General features: G+C 66.4%; 14 protein-coding genes. 6 read left to right on the forward strand and 8 right to left on the reverse strand.

Annotated features, from left to right (window positions below; translation table 11 throughout):
• The 3 genes from C8C96_RS15160 to C8C96_RS15170 all read right to left on the reverse strand — a co-directional run bounded on the left by C8C96_RS15160 (position 1) and on the right by C8C96_RS15170 (position 2,724).
• Positions 1–1,353: a type II toxin-antitoxin system HipA family toxin gene (locus C8C96_RS15160; RefSeq protein ID WP_121942815.1), complete on the reverse strand. Its 1,353-nt coding sequence runs from the start codon at positions 1,351–1,353 to the stop codon at positions 1–3.
• Between the two features lie 39 nt (positions 1,354–1,392).
• Positions 1,393–1,695, reverse strand: a complete 303-nt coding sequence (locus tag C8C96_RS15165; RefSeq protein ID WP_121942816.1) for a helix-turn-helix transcriptional regulator — start codon at positions 1,693–1,695, stop codon at positions 1,393–1,395.
• Positions 1,696–1,764: 69 nt separating this feature from the next.
• The gene (locus tag C8C96_RS15170) at positions 1,765–2,724 is read right to left on the reverse strand and encodes a LysR substrate-binding domain-containing protein (protein ID WP_121942817.1); all 960 of its coding nucleotides are present in this window, start codon (positions 2,722–2,724) and stop codon (positions 1,765–1,767) included.
• Between the two features lie 93 nt (positions 2,725–2,817).
• Between C8C96_RS15170 and C8C96_RS15175 the strand changes: the two genes are divergently transcribed.
• The 4 genes from C8C96_RS15175 to C8C96_RS15190 are packed head-to-tail and all read left to right on the forward strand — an operon-like array spanning position 2,818 to position 7,980.
• Positions 2,818–4,182 carry a D-serine ammonia-lyase gene (locus tag C8C96_RS15175; RefSeq protein ID WP_121942818.1) on the forward strand — a complete coding sequence of 455 codons (1,365 nt, stop codon included), beginning with the start codon at positions 2,818–2,820 and terminating at the stop codon, positions 4,180–4,182.
• 55 nt (positions 4,183–4,237) lie between these two features.
• The gene (locus C8C96_RS15180; protein WP_121942819.1) at positions 4,238–5,224 is read left to right on the forward strand and encodes a tripartite tricarboxylate transporter substrate binding protein; all 987 of its coding nucleotides are present in this window, start codon (positions 4,238–4,240) and stop codon (positions 5,222–5,224) included.
• A gap of 34 nt (positions 5,225–5,258) precedes the next feature.
• The gene (locus tag C8C96_RS15185; protein ID WP_121942820.1) at positions 5,259–6,821 is read left to right on the forward strand and encodes an amidase; all 1,563 of its coding nucleotides are present in this window, start codon (positions 5,259–5,261) and stop codon (positions 6,819–6,821) included.
• Positions 6,822–6,834: 13 nt separating this feature from the next.
• The gene (locus tag C8C96_RS15190; protein ID WP_121942821.1) at positions 6,835–7,980 is read left to right on the forward strand and encodes an FAD-binding oxidoreductase; all 1,146 of its coding nucleotides are present in this window, start codon (positions 6,835–6,837) and stop codon (positions 7,978–7,980) included.
• Positions 7,981–8,008: 28 nt separating this feature from the next.
• On the opposite strand, the gene C8C96_RS15195 is transcribed toward C8C96_RS15190, so the two are convergent.
• The 3 genes from C8C96_RS15195 to C8C96_RS15205 form a co-directional block, all read right to left on the reverse strand.
• Positions 8,009–8,224 (reverse strand): putative motility protein, encoded by a 216-nt coding sequence (locus tag C8C96_RS15195; RefSeq protein WP_108497152.1) that lies wholly within the window; start codon positions 8,222–8,224, stop codon positions 8,009–8,011.
• 100 nt (positions 8,225–8,324) lie between these two features.
• Positions 8,325–9,740 (reverse strand): dihydrolipoyl dehydrogenase, encoded by a 1,416-nt coding sequence (locus tag C8C96_RS15200; protein ID WP_121942822.1) that lies wholly within the window; start codon positions 9,738–9,740, stop codon positions 8,325–8,327.
• Between the two features lie 154 nt (positions 9,741–9,894).
• Complete coding sequence (locus C8C96_RS15205; RefSeq protein WP_099730362.1) at positions 9,895–10,488, reverse strand: YigZ family protein; 594 nt, start codon at positions 10,486–10,488, stop codon at positions 9,895–9,897.
• Positions 10,489–10,714: 226 nt separating this feature from the next.
• On the opposite strand from C8C96_RS15205, the gene C8C96_RS15210 reads away from it, so the two are divergent.
• Positions 10,715–10,915, forward strand: coding sequence for a hypothetical protein (locus C8C96_RS15210; RefSeq protein ID WP_121942823.1), 201 nt, complete (start codon positions 10,715–10,717; stop codon positions 10,913–10,915).
• Between the two features lie 41 nt (positions 10,916–10,956).
• On the opposite strand, the gene C8C96_RS15215 is transcribed toward C8C96_RS15210, so the two are convergent.
• Both C8C96_RS15215 and C8C96_RS15220 read right to left on the reverse strand, forming a co-directional pair.
• On the reverse strand, positions 10,957–11,502 hold the full coding sequence (locus C8C96_RS15215) for a GNAT family N-acetyltransferase (RefSeq protein ID WP_121942824.1): 546 nt from the start codon (positions 11,500–11,502) through the stop codon (positions 10,957–10,959).
• 63 nt (positions 11,503–11,565) lie between these two features.
• On the reverse strand, positions 11,566–12,528 hold the full coding sequence (locus C8C96_RS15220) for a bifunctional helix-turn-helix transcriptional regulator/GNAT family N-acetyltransferase (protein ID WP_121942825.1): 963 nt from the start codon (positions 12,526–12,528) through the stop codon (positions 11,566–11,568).
• 191 nt (positions 12,529–12,719) lie between these two features.
• On the opposite strand from C8C96_RS15220, the gene C8C96_RS15225 reads away from it, so the two are divergent.
• Entirely contained in the window at positions 12,720–15,134 is a 2,415-nt protein-coding gene (locus C8C96_RS15225) for a YgiQ family radical SAM protein (protein ID WP_121942826.1), read from the forward strand.
• Positions 15,135–15,144 lie beyond the last annotated feature (10 nt).

The raw sequence follows: 15,144 nt of genomic DNA on the forward strand, positions 1-15,144 counted from the left end.
TCACGGAGTCAGGGCTATGCCGCCCGCAAGCCTTTGGGTGACCGTACTGCGTACACTGGACGGGGCATCCCGCAGCAGGTTCGGCCATTCGCTACTGGCTCGCTTCACCACATCCCGCAGCAGCGCCAGGTGCCGGGGCACGCGCAGCAGCCCGGCGGATTTCATCAGGCCTTCCATGTCATCCCAGGTCAGCGCCCGCAGGGTTTTGTCGATGGCTCGGTTCACGGCGTACTGCTGGTCTGGCACGCCATCAAAAAACGCGGCCACGCATACCGGGTCATACAGCGGGGCCAGTTGGGGCACGCGGCCATCGGGGTAGATCAGGGCCCAGTTTTTCAGGTGGGCGTCGGTGTTGCCCATCAGGATGAAGGCCACCATGCGCGCGAGAAACTCTCGCGTGTCCTGCACCGGCTGCCGGCTCAGGCGGTTGAGCACACGCAGCATGGTGGCCCAGTCCTGTAGCACGCCCTTGCCGTGCGACTTGCCGTATTTCTGGCGCGGCGTGTAGCCCAGCACCTGGTTGAACTCCTCCATGTGCACGCGGGCGCCGCCGGGCAGGTGGTCAAACCGCTGTACGGCCAGGATGTCGTTGAACGGGACGGTGTCGGGCAGGTCGGCCTCGGCGCGGGTGATGACGCGTACGTCGGCGCAATCCAGGTCCAGTGCCTTGCACAGCTGGTAGCCCGTGTACTCGTTGGCCACCAGATCGGGGTGGGCGGTGGTGGGCAGCTTCAGGATCACGCTGCCCGCCGCGCCCCGGCGGTGCACGGTGTAGCGTCGGCCGTCCTGCACCGCGCTGAACTTGGTCACCACGCCGGGCAGCGAGGCGGCGTCTTCCACCGGGAACTCCACAAACCCCGGCTCCAGCACATCCAGCCCCTGGGTGGTGTGCCAGTAGCGCACCACGTCCGGGATGCCGTCTTGCGCGGGCACGGGTTCCACCTCCAGCGCGCCCATCAGGTCGTGGCCTGCGGCAGCCAGCAGCTCGAACTCGTCGTCGGGGCTGCAGCCCCGCTCGCGCGCCAGCCGCTCGCGGTTGTGGCCCTCGGGCAGCAGGTTCTGAAAGTACACCGGCCAGCGCCCATCGGTGCGCACCAGCCGCGCATCGCGCGCCGATGTCAGGATCTGCTGCGTGGCCGCCTCGTCCGCGCCCTGGTAGCTGAGCGACAGGGTGGGGCGCTGCGGGTTGCGGATGTAGCCCTCGTCAAACGACACCCGCAGGATGTCGCCGTATTGCGAGAGGTAGCCAATCGCTTCACGACGGCTTGCTGTCGTACCTGGCTCGCCCGCGCTGCCGCTCGCCAGCGGCGGCCGGTGCAGGTACAGGCGCAGGTAGCGGATGGAGGTGCTCATGGGGCGTGGGCCAGGCAGTGCGGTGGGGTGTCGCCAGGCTCAGCGGCGCAGGCTGTCCACGACCGAGGGGGGCGCATCCACCCCTTCGGGCTGACCCAGAAACTTGCCGCCCGACTGAATGAACGCCTCCAGGCTGGGTCGCAGGCTGCTGGGCACGGCAATGATGTCCATGCCGAGCACCCGCGCCATTTCGGCCAGGGTGGAATAGCGGGGGTCCAAGTCGCCGCCTTCGGTGCGTTGCACCGTCATACGGCTAAGACCTGCGCTTTCTGCAAGCTGGGCCTGGGTCATCTGGTGGGCCTTGCGGGCGGCGGCGAGGGTGGGGATGAGATCGGTTGGCATGATGCTATTTATACTCTTTTTATATTCAAAGAGTAGATAAATAAACAAATTTTCTGCACCTCACCAAGCTCAGGGCGAAGCCAATGGAGGCAATACCTCGCTGCGCTCTGCGCAAAACCGCTGCGCCTCCTGCACCAGCCACTCCCGCACCAGCTCCATCGCCGGGCTCGGGTGGGTGGTGGTCACAAACGAATACGCCGCGCGCGATGGCACGCTGTGCCCCAGCAGCGGCACCAGGCGCCCGGCCTTCACGTCCTGCAGCACCAGCGCGGCGCGGCCCATGGCAATGCCCTGGCCGGCCAATGCGGCGCCCAGGGCGAGTTGCGACAGGTTGAACTGCTGACCACCCGCCCAGGGAGGGGGCGTGGCGCCCCTGTGCGCAAACCAGTGTTGCCATTCCTCATAGGTGTTCGCGCCGTCCCAGGCGCTGCCGTCGTGCAGCAGCCAGTCGCCGTGCAGATCCTCGGGTGTGGTGATGGGCGGGTGGCGGGCCAGGAATTCGGGGCTGGCCACGGGGATGAGCCATTCGTCCAGGAACACGGTGGCATTCAGGTCGCGGTAGCCGCCCAGGTCAAAGCGCACGGCGGCCTCCACGCCGTCGCGCACCATGCGGGTGCGGTCCAGCGTGTGGAACTCGCCAAACACGCGCAACCCGGTGTGCGGGTGCTGGCGAAAGAAGTCGCCCAGCCGGGGCGTGAGCCAGCTCATGGCGAAGGACGGTGAACAGCTCAGCGTGGCCGTCGCGGCCTCGGCCGGCTGGCGCATCTGGGCCAGGGTGCTTTCGATGGCGTCAAAACTCTCGCGCAGCACCACGGCCAGCCATTTGCCCTCGGGCGTCGGCACCAGCGCGCGCGGGGTGCGCAGGAACAGCGGGCGGCGCAGCCAGTCTTCGAGCTGCTTGACCTGCTGGCTCACGGCGCCCTGGGTGATGCACAGCTCGGCGGCCGCCTTGGTAAAGCTGCCGTGGCGGGCGGCTGCATCAAAACTGCGCAGCCAGGCGAGCAGGGAGGGGGAGAGGCGAATATCCATTATTAATACTAATGATACGCTCAATATAAATGGTTTGTGACGGGAGCGTGACCGGCGAAGAATGAGGGCAAGACTTTTCGAGATGAACGCGCCATGACGATTGCCGAACCCAAAACTGCCATCGATGCCTTGCTGGCAACCCGCCTGCGCAACGCCCAGCCCGCCCTGTGGACCAACCCGGCGCAGAAGGCACAGCCCGCCGCCGCGCTGCCTGCACTGGGCAGAACCATTAGTCTGGATGATACGCAAGGAGCGGCTGCCCGCCTGGCCCGTTTTGCCGGGCTGCTGGCGCAGGTGTTCCCCGAACTCGCCGCCACCGGGGGCGTCGTGGAGTCGCCCCTGCTGCCTGCTGCGGCGCTGGCGCCCGCACTGGGCATGGCCGACGCGCAAGGCCGTCTGTTCATCAAGGCCGATCACAGCCTGCCCGTGGCGGGCTCCATCAAGGCGCGCGGCGGTATGCACGAGGTGCTGGAGTTCGCCGAGGGGCTGGCGCTGCAGCACGGCCTGGTGCAGCCCGGTGGTGACTATCGCGCGATGGCGACGCCGCAGGCCCGCGAGGTGCTGGGCCGCTACCAGGTGGCGGTGGGCTCCACGGGCAACCTGGGCATGAGCATTGGTGTGGTGGCATCGGCCCTGGGCTTTCAGGCCACGGTGCACATGTCGGCCGATGCCAAGGAATGGAAGAAAGACCGCCTGCGCCAGCGGGGTGTGCAGGTGGTGGAGCACACGGGCGACTATGAGCGCGCCGTGGCCGCAGGCCGTGCCGAGGCGGCCAGCAACCCGCTGTGCCACTTTGTGGACGACGAGCAATCGTTCTCGCTGTTGCTGGGCTACAGCGCGGCCGCGCTGCACCTGCAAAAGCAGCTGGCCGAGCAGGGCGTGGCGGTGGATGCCGAACACCCGCTCATCGTCTACCTGCCTTGCGGCGTAGGCGGCGCGCCCGCGGGCATCACCTTTGGCCTGCGGCAGGTGCTGGGGCCGCATGTGCACTGCTTCTTTGCGGAGCCGGTGCAGTCGCCGTGCTTCATGGTGCAGATGATGGCCGATGCAACGCAAGGTGTGGGGCAGCACCCCTCGGTCTACGACTGGGGCCTGACCAACCGCACCGAGGCCGACGGCCTGGCCGTGCCGCGTGCATCGCTGCTGGCGGCCGAGCTGATGCGGCCGCTGCTGTCGGGCGTGTTCACTGTGGCCGACGACACCCTGTTTGCACACTTGGTGCGGGTGCTGGACGCCTTGGGCGAGCACATCGAGCCCTCGGCTGCCGCAGGCTTCAGCGGCCCGGCCATGTTGACGGGTACCACGGCCGGGCAGGCCTGGCTGCGCAGCACGGGCATTGAGGCCGTGCTGCACCAGGCCACGCATCTGGTGTGGACCACGGGCGGCCTGCTGGTGCCCGATGCGCAGTACCAGGGCTTTGTGCAGCGCGGGCGGGCAGTGCTGGCTGCGCAGGCCTGATGGCTGAGCACCTTCTTTTCTCTTTTTTCTTTTCACTTTTGTCTGGAGCCACGCCATGAACCGCAAGCAACTGCTTTTGTCTGCCGTCCTCAGCGCCGCCCTGGGGGCCACTGCGTGGACTCCGGCCATGGCGCAGGAGGCCGCCTTCCCCACCAAGCCGATCACGCTGGTGATTCCGTTCCCACCCGGTGGCGCCACCGATGTGCTGGGGCGGCTGATCGGCAAAAAGCTGGGCGACAAGCTGGGCCAGAGCGTGGTGATCGACAACCGCGCGGGGGCTGGCACGGTGATTGGTGCAACGTCGGTGGCGCGGGCAGCCCCCGATGGCTACACGCTGCTGATGAGCTCGGGCACCACCTTCACCGTCAATCCTGCGGTGCGCGCCAAGCTGCCGTACGACCCGGTCAAGAGCTTTGAGCCCATCGGCATCACGGGCCGCACGGGGTTGATTCTGCTGGCCAACAAGGATGTGCCTGCCAACGACCTGAAGCAGTTTGTGGCGTTGGTGAAAGCGGCTCCCGACAAGTATTCGTATGGCTCGTTCGGCACGGGCACCACCTCGCAGTTTGCAGGCGAGATGTTCTTCCACGCGGCGGGTCTCAAGATCCAGCATGTGCCGTACAAGGGCAGTGCACCTGCGATGACCGACCTGCTCGGAGGGCAGATCCCGTTCACGGTGGATACCGTGTCGGCCGCGCTGCCGCAGCTCAAGGACGGCAAGATCAAGGCCATTGCGGTGACCTCTGGCAAACGCTCGGCCCTGCTGCCCAAGGTGCCTACGCTGGCGGAGAGTGGCTACCCCGGCCTGGAGATGGACACCTGGCTGGCCATGGTGGCGCCGCGTGGCCTGCCACCGGCCGTGACGGCTCGGCTGGAGCAAGCATTGGCCCAGGTGGTGTCAGACCCCGAAACGCGTGACAAGATGATCGCGGTGGGGTTCGAGCCGTCCTATGCTTCGTCCAGGGTGTTGGCCGAGCTGATCGACAAGGAGCTGCCGCTGATGCGCGCCATTGCACAGCGTGCTGCCATCACCGCAGACTGAACCCGTGGGACCAGAACAAGGAGACAAGCCCGAGATGACCACCACAAACCCCCAAGCCCTGGTTGAACTGACGGCCAACGAACTGCGCCACCGCATTGGCACACGCGAGATTTCGCCGGTGGAGCTGCTGGACGCCTGCATTGAACGCATCGAGGCGGTGAACCCGCACGTGAATGCCGTCACCGCCACCTGCTACGACCGCGCCCGCACCGAGGCCAAGGCGGCCGAGCAAGCGGTGCTGCGCGGCGAGCCGCTGGGCCTGCTGCATGGCCTGCCCATGGGCGTGAAGGACCTGGAGGCCACGGCGGGCTTGCTGACCACCTATGGCTCGCAGATCTACCGCGAGCACATTCCGGCCGAGGACAACGTGCTGGTGGCGCGCCTGCGCGCGGCGGGCGCCATCGTCACGGGCAAGACCAACATCCCCGAGATGGGGGCGGGCGCCAATTCGCGCAACACCGTGTGGGGCGCTACGGGCAATCCGTTCAACCCCAACCTGAACGCTGGGGGCTCATCGGGCGGCTCGGCCGCTGCGCTGGCGTGTGACATGCTGCCGGTGTGTACGGGCTCGGACACGGGTGGGTCGCTGCGCATTCCTGCATCCATCTGCGGGGTGGTGGGCTTCCGGCCCTCGCCCGGCGTGGTGCCCAGCTCGCGCAAGCTGCTGGGCTGGACGCCGATTTCGGTGGTCGGCCCCATGGGCCGCACGGTGGAAGAGGCCTGTCTGCAGCTGGCAGCATCGGCGGGCATGTCGGCGGGCGACCCGCTGAGCTACCCGCTGGACCCGATGGGCTTCCTTCTGCCCGAAGCCGTGGACCTGAGCCGCCTGCGCGTGGCTTATTCCGAGGACTTTGGTGCCTGCGCTGTGGACGACGGCATCCGCGCCGTGTTCCGCCGCAAGGTGCAGGCCATGAAGCACCTGTTTGCGCGTTGCGACGCCATCGACATCGACCTGGGCGATGTGCACCGCTGCTTTGACGTGCTGCGCGCCGAGGCCTTTGTGGCCAGCACGCGCGAGGCCTACGAACGCGACCCCGCCACCCTGGGCCCTAACACCCGCGCCAACTACGAAATGGGCGCCGCCATGACGCTGCTCGACAGCGCCTGGGCGCAGGCCGAGCAGACACGCATCCTGGCGCGGTTCCAGAGGCTGTACGAAGAGTACGACGTGATCCTGGCGCCCACTACGCCGGTGTCGCCGTTTGCGTGGACCCAGCTGTTCGCCAGCCACATCAACGGCGAGCCGCAGGCCAACTACTACCGATGGCTGGCGCTGACTTATGTGACCACGCTCACCACCCACCCGGCGCTGAGCTTGCCGTGCGGACTGGACGACGCCGGGATGCCGTTTGGCCTGCAGATCGTGGGCCGCTTCCGTGCCGACCGCCACACGCTGGGCGTGGGGCATGCGCTGGAGAAGGCGTTCAAGGGCATTGCCGGGCTGGCACGGCCCCGGCCCGACTTCGCCAAGCTGATGCAAACCAATGCCGAACCCGCGCTGACCTCCATCGTGACCGTGGCACCCGACCCCCGCGATGCCCGCAGCCTGCCGCGTGACGACCGTGCGGCATCGGCAGCGCAGGTGTCGGCCGTTTGAGCAGGAGGAGCAGATGCAAACCGTAGACACCATCGTCATCGGCGGAGGCATTGCCGGGGCCTCCGTGGCCTGGCAACTGGTGCAGCCCGGCGCCGCAGGGCAGAGCGCCAGCGTGCTGCTGCTGGAGCGCGAATCGCAGCCCGGCTATCACACCACCGGCCGCTCGGCCGCGCTCTACATGGCGACCTATGGCACGCCCAACATCCAGGCGCTGACCCGGGCGAGCCGCGCGTTTTACGACGCGCCGCCGGCGGAGTTTGGCGCTGACCCCATCCTCTCGCCCCGGGGCGTGGTCTATGTGGCCGGGCCGGACCAGCTGGACCTGCTCAAGCAGACCTACGACGAAGCGCACGCCACCTCGCCCAATGTGCAATGGGTGGACAAGGCTGAGCTGCTGGCGATGCTGCCCTGCCTCAAACCCGAGGCTGTGGCAGCCGGCATGAGCGAGCCCGAGGCGGCCGACATTGATGTGAACGCCCTGCACCAGGGCTACCTGCGCGGCCTGCGCCAGCGCGGCGGCCAGGTGCTGACGAACGCCGAGGTCATGGCTGTGCGCCGCGAGGGTGATGTATGGCAAGTGACGCTGGCCGATGGGCGGGTGTTTGCTGCCCCCATCATCGTCAATGCTGCGGGCGCCTGGGCCGATGTGGTGGCGGGCCTGGCCGGTGTGCCACCCATCAGGCTGGAGCCGCGCCGCCGCACGGCATTCACCTTCCCGGTGCCCGAGGGCATGGATGCCACCCACTGGCCAGCCGTGATTGGCATCGACGAGAGCTTTTACTTCAAGCCCGACGCGGGGCAACTACTGGGCTCACCGGCCAATGCCGACCCTACACATCCGCACGATGTGGTGCCGGAAGAGCTCGACGTGGCCACCGGGATTTATCACATCGAGGAAATGACCCGCTTCCAGATCCGCCGGCCGTCGCACACCTGGGCCGGGCTGCGCTCCTTCGTGTCGGATGGCGACATGGTGATCGGCTGGGACAATCACGTGCCCGGCTTCTTTTGGCTGGCCGGGCAGGGCGGGTATGGGATTCAGAGCGCGGCGGGCGCCTCGTTGCTGGCGCGGCAACTGTTGCGGGGCGAGCCGCTGGCCGAGGAGCTGGTGCGCGAGGGCGTGGGGGTGGAAGGGCTGTCGCCTGCGCGTTTGCGCTGAGGTGCCCAGACGGGAGGGGCTCAGCCTCTCACGCGAAGGTGTTGACGTTGGTGCCCAGTGCGCCGCTGGTGGCCAGCTGGGGTTGGGGCATGGACTGCTGCATGGCGTCGATCATGGTGGCGGCCGATACCGCCTGCATATCCAGCGCCTTTTTCAGTACCACCATGTTCAAGGCGTCCGACGTCTTGGCGCTGGCCAGGTTGGTAGCGGTGTTGACGATGCTGTTGGTCAGGGCGACGTCCATGGTGACTCCTCGGGGCAATGGTGGGTTATCGGCACGGCTGAACGCGGCTTGAGCGTTGTTACATGTTCAGCGGTCGTGGACCTGCTCTGTAGTGCTCCGCCTAGTCCAGCGCGGGTACCCCAAGGGCTGGGCAGGCGGCCAGGTCGGATGGGTGGGTGTGTGGCAGCTGGCGGGCTGCGTCGCGCAAGGCGGTGCGCAGGCCTTCTTCCAGCGTGGGGTGATAGAAGGGCATGCCCAAGAGGTCGTGCACTGTCAGTTGCTGCTGCACGGCCAAGGCCAGCAGGTGCGCCAGGTGCTCGCCGTCAGGGGCACACAGCTCGGCGCCCAGCAGGCGACCACTCGCATGGTCTGCATAGACGCACAGGCGTCCATGGTTGCGCTGGGCGGTGCGGGCGCGGCCCTGGTTTGTGTAGCTGGCGGTGCCGGTGACGGTGCTGTGCGCGTCCATGTCGGCCACGCGCGGTCCCACAATAGCGATGTTGGGGTCGGCGAACACGATGGACAGCAAGGTGCGGCGCCGAAAGCGCGTGGGAGTGGGGGTCAGGGCGTTCAGGCCTGCAATATGACCTTCATCGGCCGCCTCGTGCAGCAACGGGGTGTGGGTGTTGGCGTCACCCGCCAGAAACACCGGCAAATTGCCAATTTGCTGGGTTTGTGGGTCTACGGCGGGCAGGCCGCGCGCATCCAGCGGTACGCCCAGTGTCTCCAGGCCAAGGTGCTCAATGTTGGGCACCCGGCCCATGGCGGCGATGACCTGGTCCACTACCACGCGGTTGGCGCCGCTGGCGACTTCAATGCCTCCAGGCACTTCGCGCAGCTGCGCCTCGGCGCCCATGTGCAGCACCATGTCCTGCTTGAGCAGGGCCGCCAGCTCGGCATTCAGCGTTGGGTCGCTCAAGCCAGCCAGCGTGTGGCCAGTGGTGAACGCAGCCACCTGCAGGCCCAGCCGCGCGAGCGCTTGCGACAGCTCCACCCCGATCGGGCCCATGCCGATCACTGCGATGCGGGGGCCTAGGGTTGGTTGTTCGAACAAGGTGTCGGTGGTGAGCATGCGGTCGCCGAACGCCAGCCATGCCTCGGGCACACGGGGGCGTGATCCCGTGGCGATGATGATGCTGCGCGTGGCGTAAGCCGTGCCATCAATGTCCACCGAACGCGGCCCCAGCAGCATGGCGCGCCCTGACACCTGGTTGCTGCCCAGTTCATTGGTGGCTTTGAGGGCGCCCGCCACGAAGTCGTCGCGAAGTGCGCGCACGCGCTGGAGCACGGAAGGCAGGTCGGCGGTCAATGCACTGGCGCCCCGAAGGCCAAATGCTTCAAAGGTGTGGCGACGGTGGAAAGCGTTGGCCGCCTCGATCAGCGCTTTGGATGGCATGCAGCCTACGCGGGCGCAGGTAGTGCCCCAGGGGCCTTCATTGACGATGAGGTAGCGGTCGGTGCGCTTGCGCACTTCACGCAGCGCGGCCAGGCCCGCCGTGCCTGCGCCAATGATGATGGTGTCGAGCGGTTGGGCCATGGGGCTTTCTCGGGGTCTGAAAAGCCGGAGTGTGACGCGCGAGCCGCCGCAACGTTGTAGGCGCACAGGCCGTTTCAGTGAGGCCGCTGAGGGCGCTTGCGCGCATGTGAAAACCGAGCTGGTTGCCCTTTGGGGGCCGGGTCTCGGCGTCCGGTCAGGCTTCGGGGTCCGTCCAGCCCACACGGCCTTGCCCGTGGTCGTTGATGCGTTGGACAAAAGGGGCGGCTTGCGTCTGGGGCAGGCGCAGCTGCAAGGTGACCAGCGTGCCATGCTGCACGTCCACCAATTCGGCGCCAGCAGCTTCAATTTCGCGGCGCAGCAGGCCTTCCAGGGCATAGGGCACCTGGCACTGCAACAGGGCCATGCGCTGCAGCGTGACCTTGGGGGCCGTCAGCAGTGCCTGGGCAATTGTGTCGGTATAGGCGCGCACCAGGCCGCCCGCGCCCAGCTTGACGCCGCCAAAGTAGCGCACCACCGTGGCCAGCACGCCTTCCAGGTCCTGGTGGCGCAACACGTCCAGCATAGGGCGGCCAGCGGTGCCACCGGGCTCTCCGTCGTCCACCGCAGCCGACTGTCCGCCCGCCAGTAGCGCCCAGCAGATATGGGCTGCGCCAGGGTGTTGCTTCCACAGCGCATCCACTGCCGCCTGCGCGCTGGCGCGGTCGGCCATGGGCTGCACGCAGCCAATGAAGCGGCTTTTCTTGATGATGAGTTCGCTGTGCGCCGGGGCAGCCAGAGTCTGGGGCATGGGGCAGCGAGTGTACGGCGAGCGCTTTGGGTGCCAGCAGGGGGCCGTGTGTGACGGAAGTCACAGCCCGGACCCTGAAGGGTGTGGATCGGCACAAATCGCGTTGGGAATGTGCGTTCTGTCACACATGCCATAGGCGTGGGTTCCTACACTGCGAACTTGTTGCTGTGGCCTACGCTGTTGCTACGCATTTGAAAGCACTCGGGCCATCAGAAAAGGAACCGCCATGTTTGCCACTTCGCTCTCTGCACCTTTGCCTACCTCCCTCGCCGGCCATCTGTTTGGCCGTTTCATCTCTCCCTCGGTCTCCCAGGCATCGGGCGCCAGCTCGGTGGCATCGACCGGCGCGATGCCAAACGCAGTGGAAAAGCACGACGAAGAGATGCCGGACCTGGCGCAGCGCGTGCGGGAAATCGGCGAGTGGTGATACGGCGTGCTGCGTAACGTAACAAGCCACGCAGCGTCCCTTCAGCCGGTGTCGCCCATGCAACCATCTGCTGCGCCCAGGTCGCGTGCCATGAGCACGCTGGTGTAGTTGGTCAAAGGGCGCCAGTCGCACTCGCCGACCACCCGGTAACCCCAGGATTCATACATCGCTATCAAGGCCGTGGCCGGTTGCGCAGTGTCCAGCGCCATCACCCGGGCGCCCGCTCGGCGGGCATAGTCCAGGGCATAGGCGTGCAGCTGTGTGCCGTAACCCCGGCCTTTGGCGTCAGGGGTGATGCAGAACTGGCACAAAGACCACACCGAAGGGTCGCGGTACAGCGTTACCGAGGATTCGGGTTGCGGCGGTCGCAGCGTGACAGTGCCCACATAGTCTTCGCCGTCCAGCATCACCAACCCCGTGCCTGAAGCAAACCGCTTCGCCGTATCTTCCACAGACTGGTGGGTGCCCCAGTAGCGCAGACCCCGCAGCGCGTGGGGTGCATAGGCGCAGTGGATGAGGGAGGTCAGGCGTGCGAGGTCATCGTCGGCCGTGACTGGGCGAATCAAAAGCGAATCGGACAAAGTCATCGAGATACTCCGTGGCCTCGCGTTGAAGGCCGCTGGTCGGTCAGCGGGTCGTGTTGCCTCATTTCAAAGCTCTAGCTCCCAGGTCTCTCCCACCAATTGCTGACCAAAGCCTTCGTAGGGCTCGGTCTTGACCAGCCGAAAACCGCGCTGACCGTAGATGCCACGCGCAGCTGTGAGGCAGCTGTTGGTCCATAGAACCATCTTTTTGTAACCTTTTGCACGCGCAAAGGCAATGCATTCGTCGGTGAGGCGGGCGCCCAGGCCGAGGCCCCTGGCTTTGGGGCTGAGGATGAGCATGCGCAGCTGCGCCGTGGTGGCCGATTTGCGCACCACAAACACCGAGCCCACGCGCTCGCCATCCAGCTCGGCGATCCAGGCTTTCTCCCATGCGGGCTGGAACTTGCGCAAGAACTGCGCTGCGATGTCTGCCACCAAGGCCTCAAAACGGTTGTCCCAGCCGTACTCGCGCCCATAGATCTCGCCATGCTGCTGCACTACCCAGCCCATGTCGCCGGGCAAAGGGTCACGCAGGACGGCGATTCGGGTGCCATCCGCCGCGTTGGAGGGGGAGGACAGCAGGGTTTCGATCCGTTCCATGGCCTCCACGACCTCCTGGCGCCGAGCCGGGGGCAAGGGGGCGAGCAGTGCGGCAGCTTCGTCGCGCGAACGCTGCTGCAGCGGCTCGAACGCCTCGCGTCCAGCAGCGGTGAGCGTGACCAGGCTTTGGCGCGCGTCCTTGGCGTTGGCATGCCGTTCTATCCACCCGGCCTGCTCAAAACGCCGCAATATCCTGCTCATGTACCCGCCGTCCAGCCCCAGCTCCCGCGCGAGTTCGCTGGCCACAGGGGCCTCGCGATGGGCGAGCTCGTAGAGCACGCGCACGTCGGTCAGCGACAGCTTGCTGCCCAGGTACGGGTCCAGCACGCCAATGCGGCGGGTGATGAAGCGGTTGAACTGGCGCACGGCCTTCACCGCGCTCGCAGGCACCGGGACGGACTCGGGAAGGGTAGAGGTGTTGTTGCTCATGAATGCCTCTATCAGTTAATTAATTGACAAAAGCAAGTATATGCCTGACGGCCATCAAGCCTGTAACAGTGAGGGGCAAGGGCTGCCGAGGCGACAAAAACCGTCCGCCAACGTAAAATCACGGGTTATCCACCACAGACGCGCCCCACGAAGGCCCCCATCGCACCGGGGGCGGTCGCGACCCCCTTTGCATGAACGCCCCCGTTGACGTCTCCTTTTTTGCGCGCGCCGCAAAGCCCTTGACCAGCTACCGTCCGTACTGGGCCAAGCGCTTTGGCACGGCACCGTTCCTGCCGATGAGCCGCGCCGAGATGGAGAAACTGGGCTGGGACAGCTGCGACATCATCTTGGTCACGGGCGACGCGTATGTGGACCACCCGAGCTTCGGCATGGCCGTGATCGGCCGCACGCTGGAGGCGCAGGGCTTTCGCGTGGGCATCATCGCCCAGCCCGACTGGCAGAGCGCCGAGCCCTTCAAGGTGCTGGGCAAGCCCAACCTGTTCTGGGGCGTGACGGCGGGCAACATGGATTCGATGATCAACCGGTACACCGCCGACCGGAAGATCCGCAGCGACGACGCCTACACCCCCGGCGACGTGGGCGGCAAGCGCCCCGATCGTGCGGCCATCGTCTACAGCCAGCGCTGCCGCGAGGCGTACAAGGACGTGCCCATCATTCTGGGCGGCATTGAAGGCAGCCTGCGTCGCATTGCGCATTACGACTACTGGAGCGACAAGGTGCGCCGTTCCATCGTGGTGGACAGCAAGTGCGATCTGCTGCTGTACGGGAACGCCGAGCGTGCGCTCGTTGAAGTGGCCCACCGCATCGCAGCGCGTGAACCGGTGGAGCAGATCACCGATGTGCGCGGCACGGCCTTTGTGCGCCGGCCGGACGACGAGAGCGGCAAGGACTGGTTCGAGATCGACTCCACCACGGTGGACGAGCCCGGCCGCGTAGAGGCGCACATCAACCCGTACATGACCACCAGCGAGCAGGCTGCGGCCCAAGGCAGCACTTGCAGTAAAGAGGATGGGAATGCTACTGATTCTGTAGCGGGCACCGCAAATAACACCAGCGCTACCGGCCAAAACAGCCCCAACCCTGCCATTCAGCCGATCCAGTTCGTTGCCAATCCGGCGCTCAAGGCCAAGCTCAAGGTCCCCCCACGCGAGAAGAGCGTGATCCGCCTGCCCAGCTACGAGCAGGTCAAAAGCGACCCCGTGCTCTACGCCCACGCCAACCGCGTGCTGCACCTGGAGACCAACCCTGGCAACGCGCGTGCACTGGTGCAGGCCCATGGCGAGGGTGTGACGGCGCGTGATGTGTGGATCAACCCGCCCCCCATCCCGCTGACGACGGCCGAGATGGACTACGTGTTCGACCTGCCTTACGCGCGTGGCCCGCACCCCAGCTACGCCGACGAAAACGGCAGCCATGACGGCGCGACCAAGATCCCCGCGTGGGAGATGATCCGGTTCTCCATCAACATCATGCGCGGCTGCTTTGGCGGCTGCACCTTTTGCTCCATCACCGAGCACGAGGGCCGCATCATCCAGAGCCGATCGGAAGATTCGATCATTCAGGAGATCGAGGACATCCGCGACAAGGTCAAGGGCTTCACAGGCACCATCAGCGACCTGGGTGGCCCCACGGCCAACATGTACCGCCTGGGCTGCCGCAGCCCCGAGATCGAGGCCGCCTGCCGCAAGCCCAGCTGCGTGTACCCCGGCATCTGCCAGAACCTCACCACCGACCACGGCCCGCTCATCAAGATCTACCGCCGTGGCCGCGCGCTCAAGGGCATCAAGAAGATCCTCATCGGCTCGGGCCTGCGCTACGACCTGGCGGTGAAATCGCCCGAGTACGTGAAGGAGCTGGTACAGCACCACGTGGGGGGCTACCTCAAGATCGCGCCCGAACACACCGAGCAGGGCCCGCTCACCAAGATGATGAAGCCGGGCATCGGCAGCTATGACAAGTTCAAGCAGATGTTCGAGAAGTTCAGCGAAGAGGCGGGCAAGAAGCAGTTCCTGATCCCGTACTTCATCGCCGCGCACCCGGGCACCAGTGACGAGGACATGATGAACCTCGCCATCTGGCTGAAGAAGAACGGCTTCCGCGCTGACCAGGTGCAGACCTTCTATCCCAGCCCCATGGCCACGGCCACGGCCATGTACCACTCGGGCCGCAACACGCTGACCCGCGTGCGCCGCGAAATGCGCGATGTGGATGAAGAGTCTGTGGACATCGTGCGCGGCGAAAAGCGCCGCCGCCTGCACAAGGCCTTCCTGCGCTACCACGACCCGAACAACTGGCCGCTGCTGCGCGAGGCGCTCAAGGCCATGGGCCGGGCGGACCTGATCGGCAACGGCAAGCACCACCTGATCCCGACCTTCCAGCCGCTTACCGACGGTGGTTATCAGAGCGCGCGGCGCAAGAACTCGACCCCGACTGGGGCCAAGCCCGCCGTGGCACCGGCGTCGCGCACGGTGCAGCAGCCCACCAAGGGCCGCATCCTGACCCAGCACACGGGCCTGCCACCGCGCGTGACCGGGAGCGCGGCTAAGCCGGCTGCGGGCGGCAAACCGTTCAAGAAGGCGCGATAGTCCGCTGCCA

Source organism: Acidovorax sp. 100, assembly GCF_003688355.1.
Classification (GTDB): Bacteria; Pseudomonadota; Gammaproteobacteria; order Burkholderiales; family Burkholderiaceae_C; genus Acidovorax; species Acidovorax delafieldii.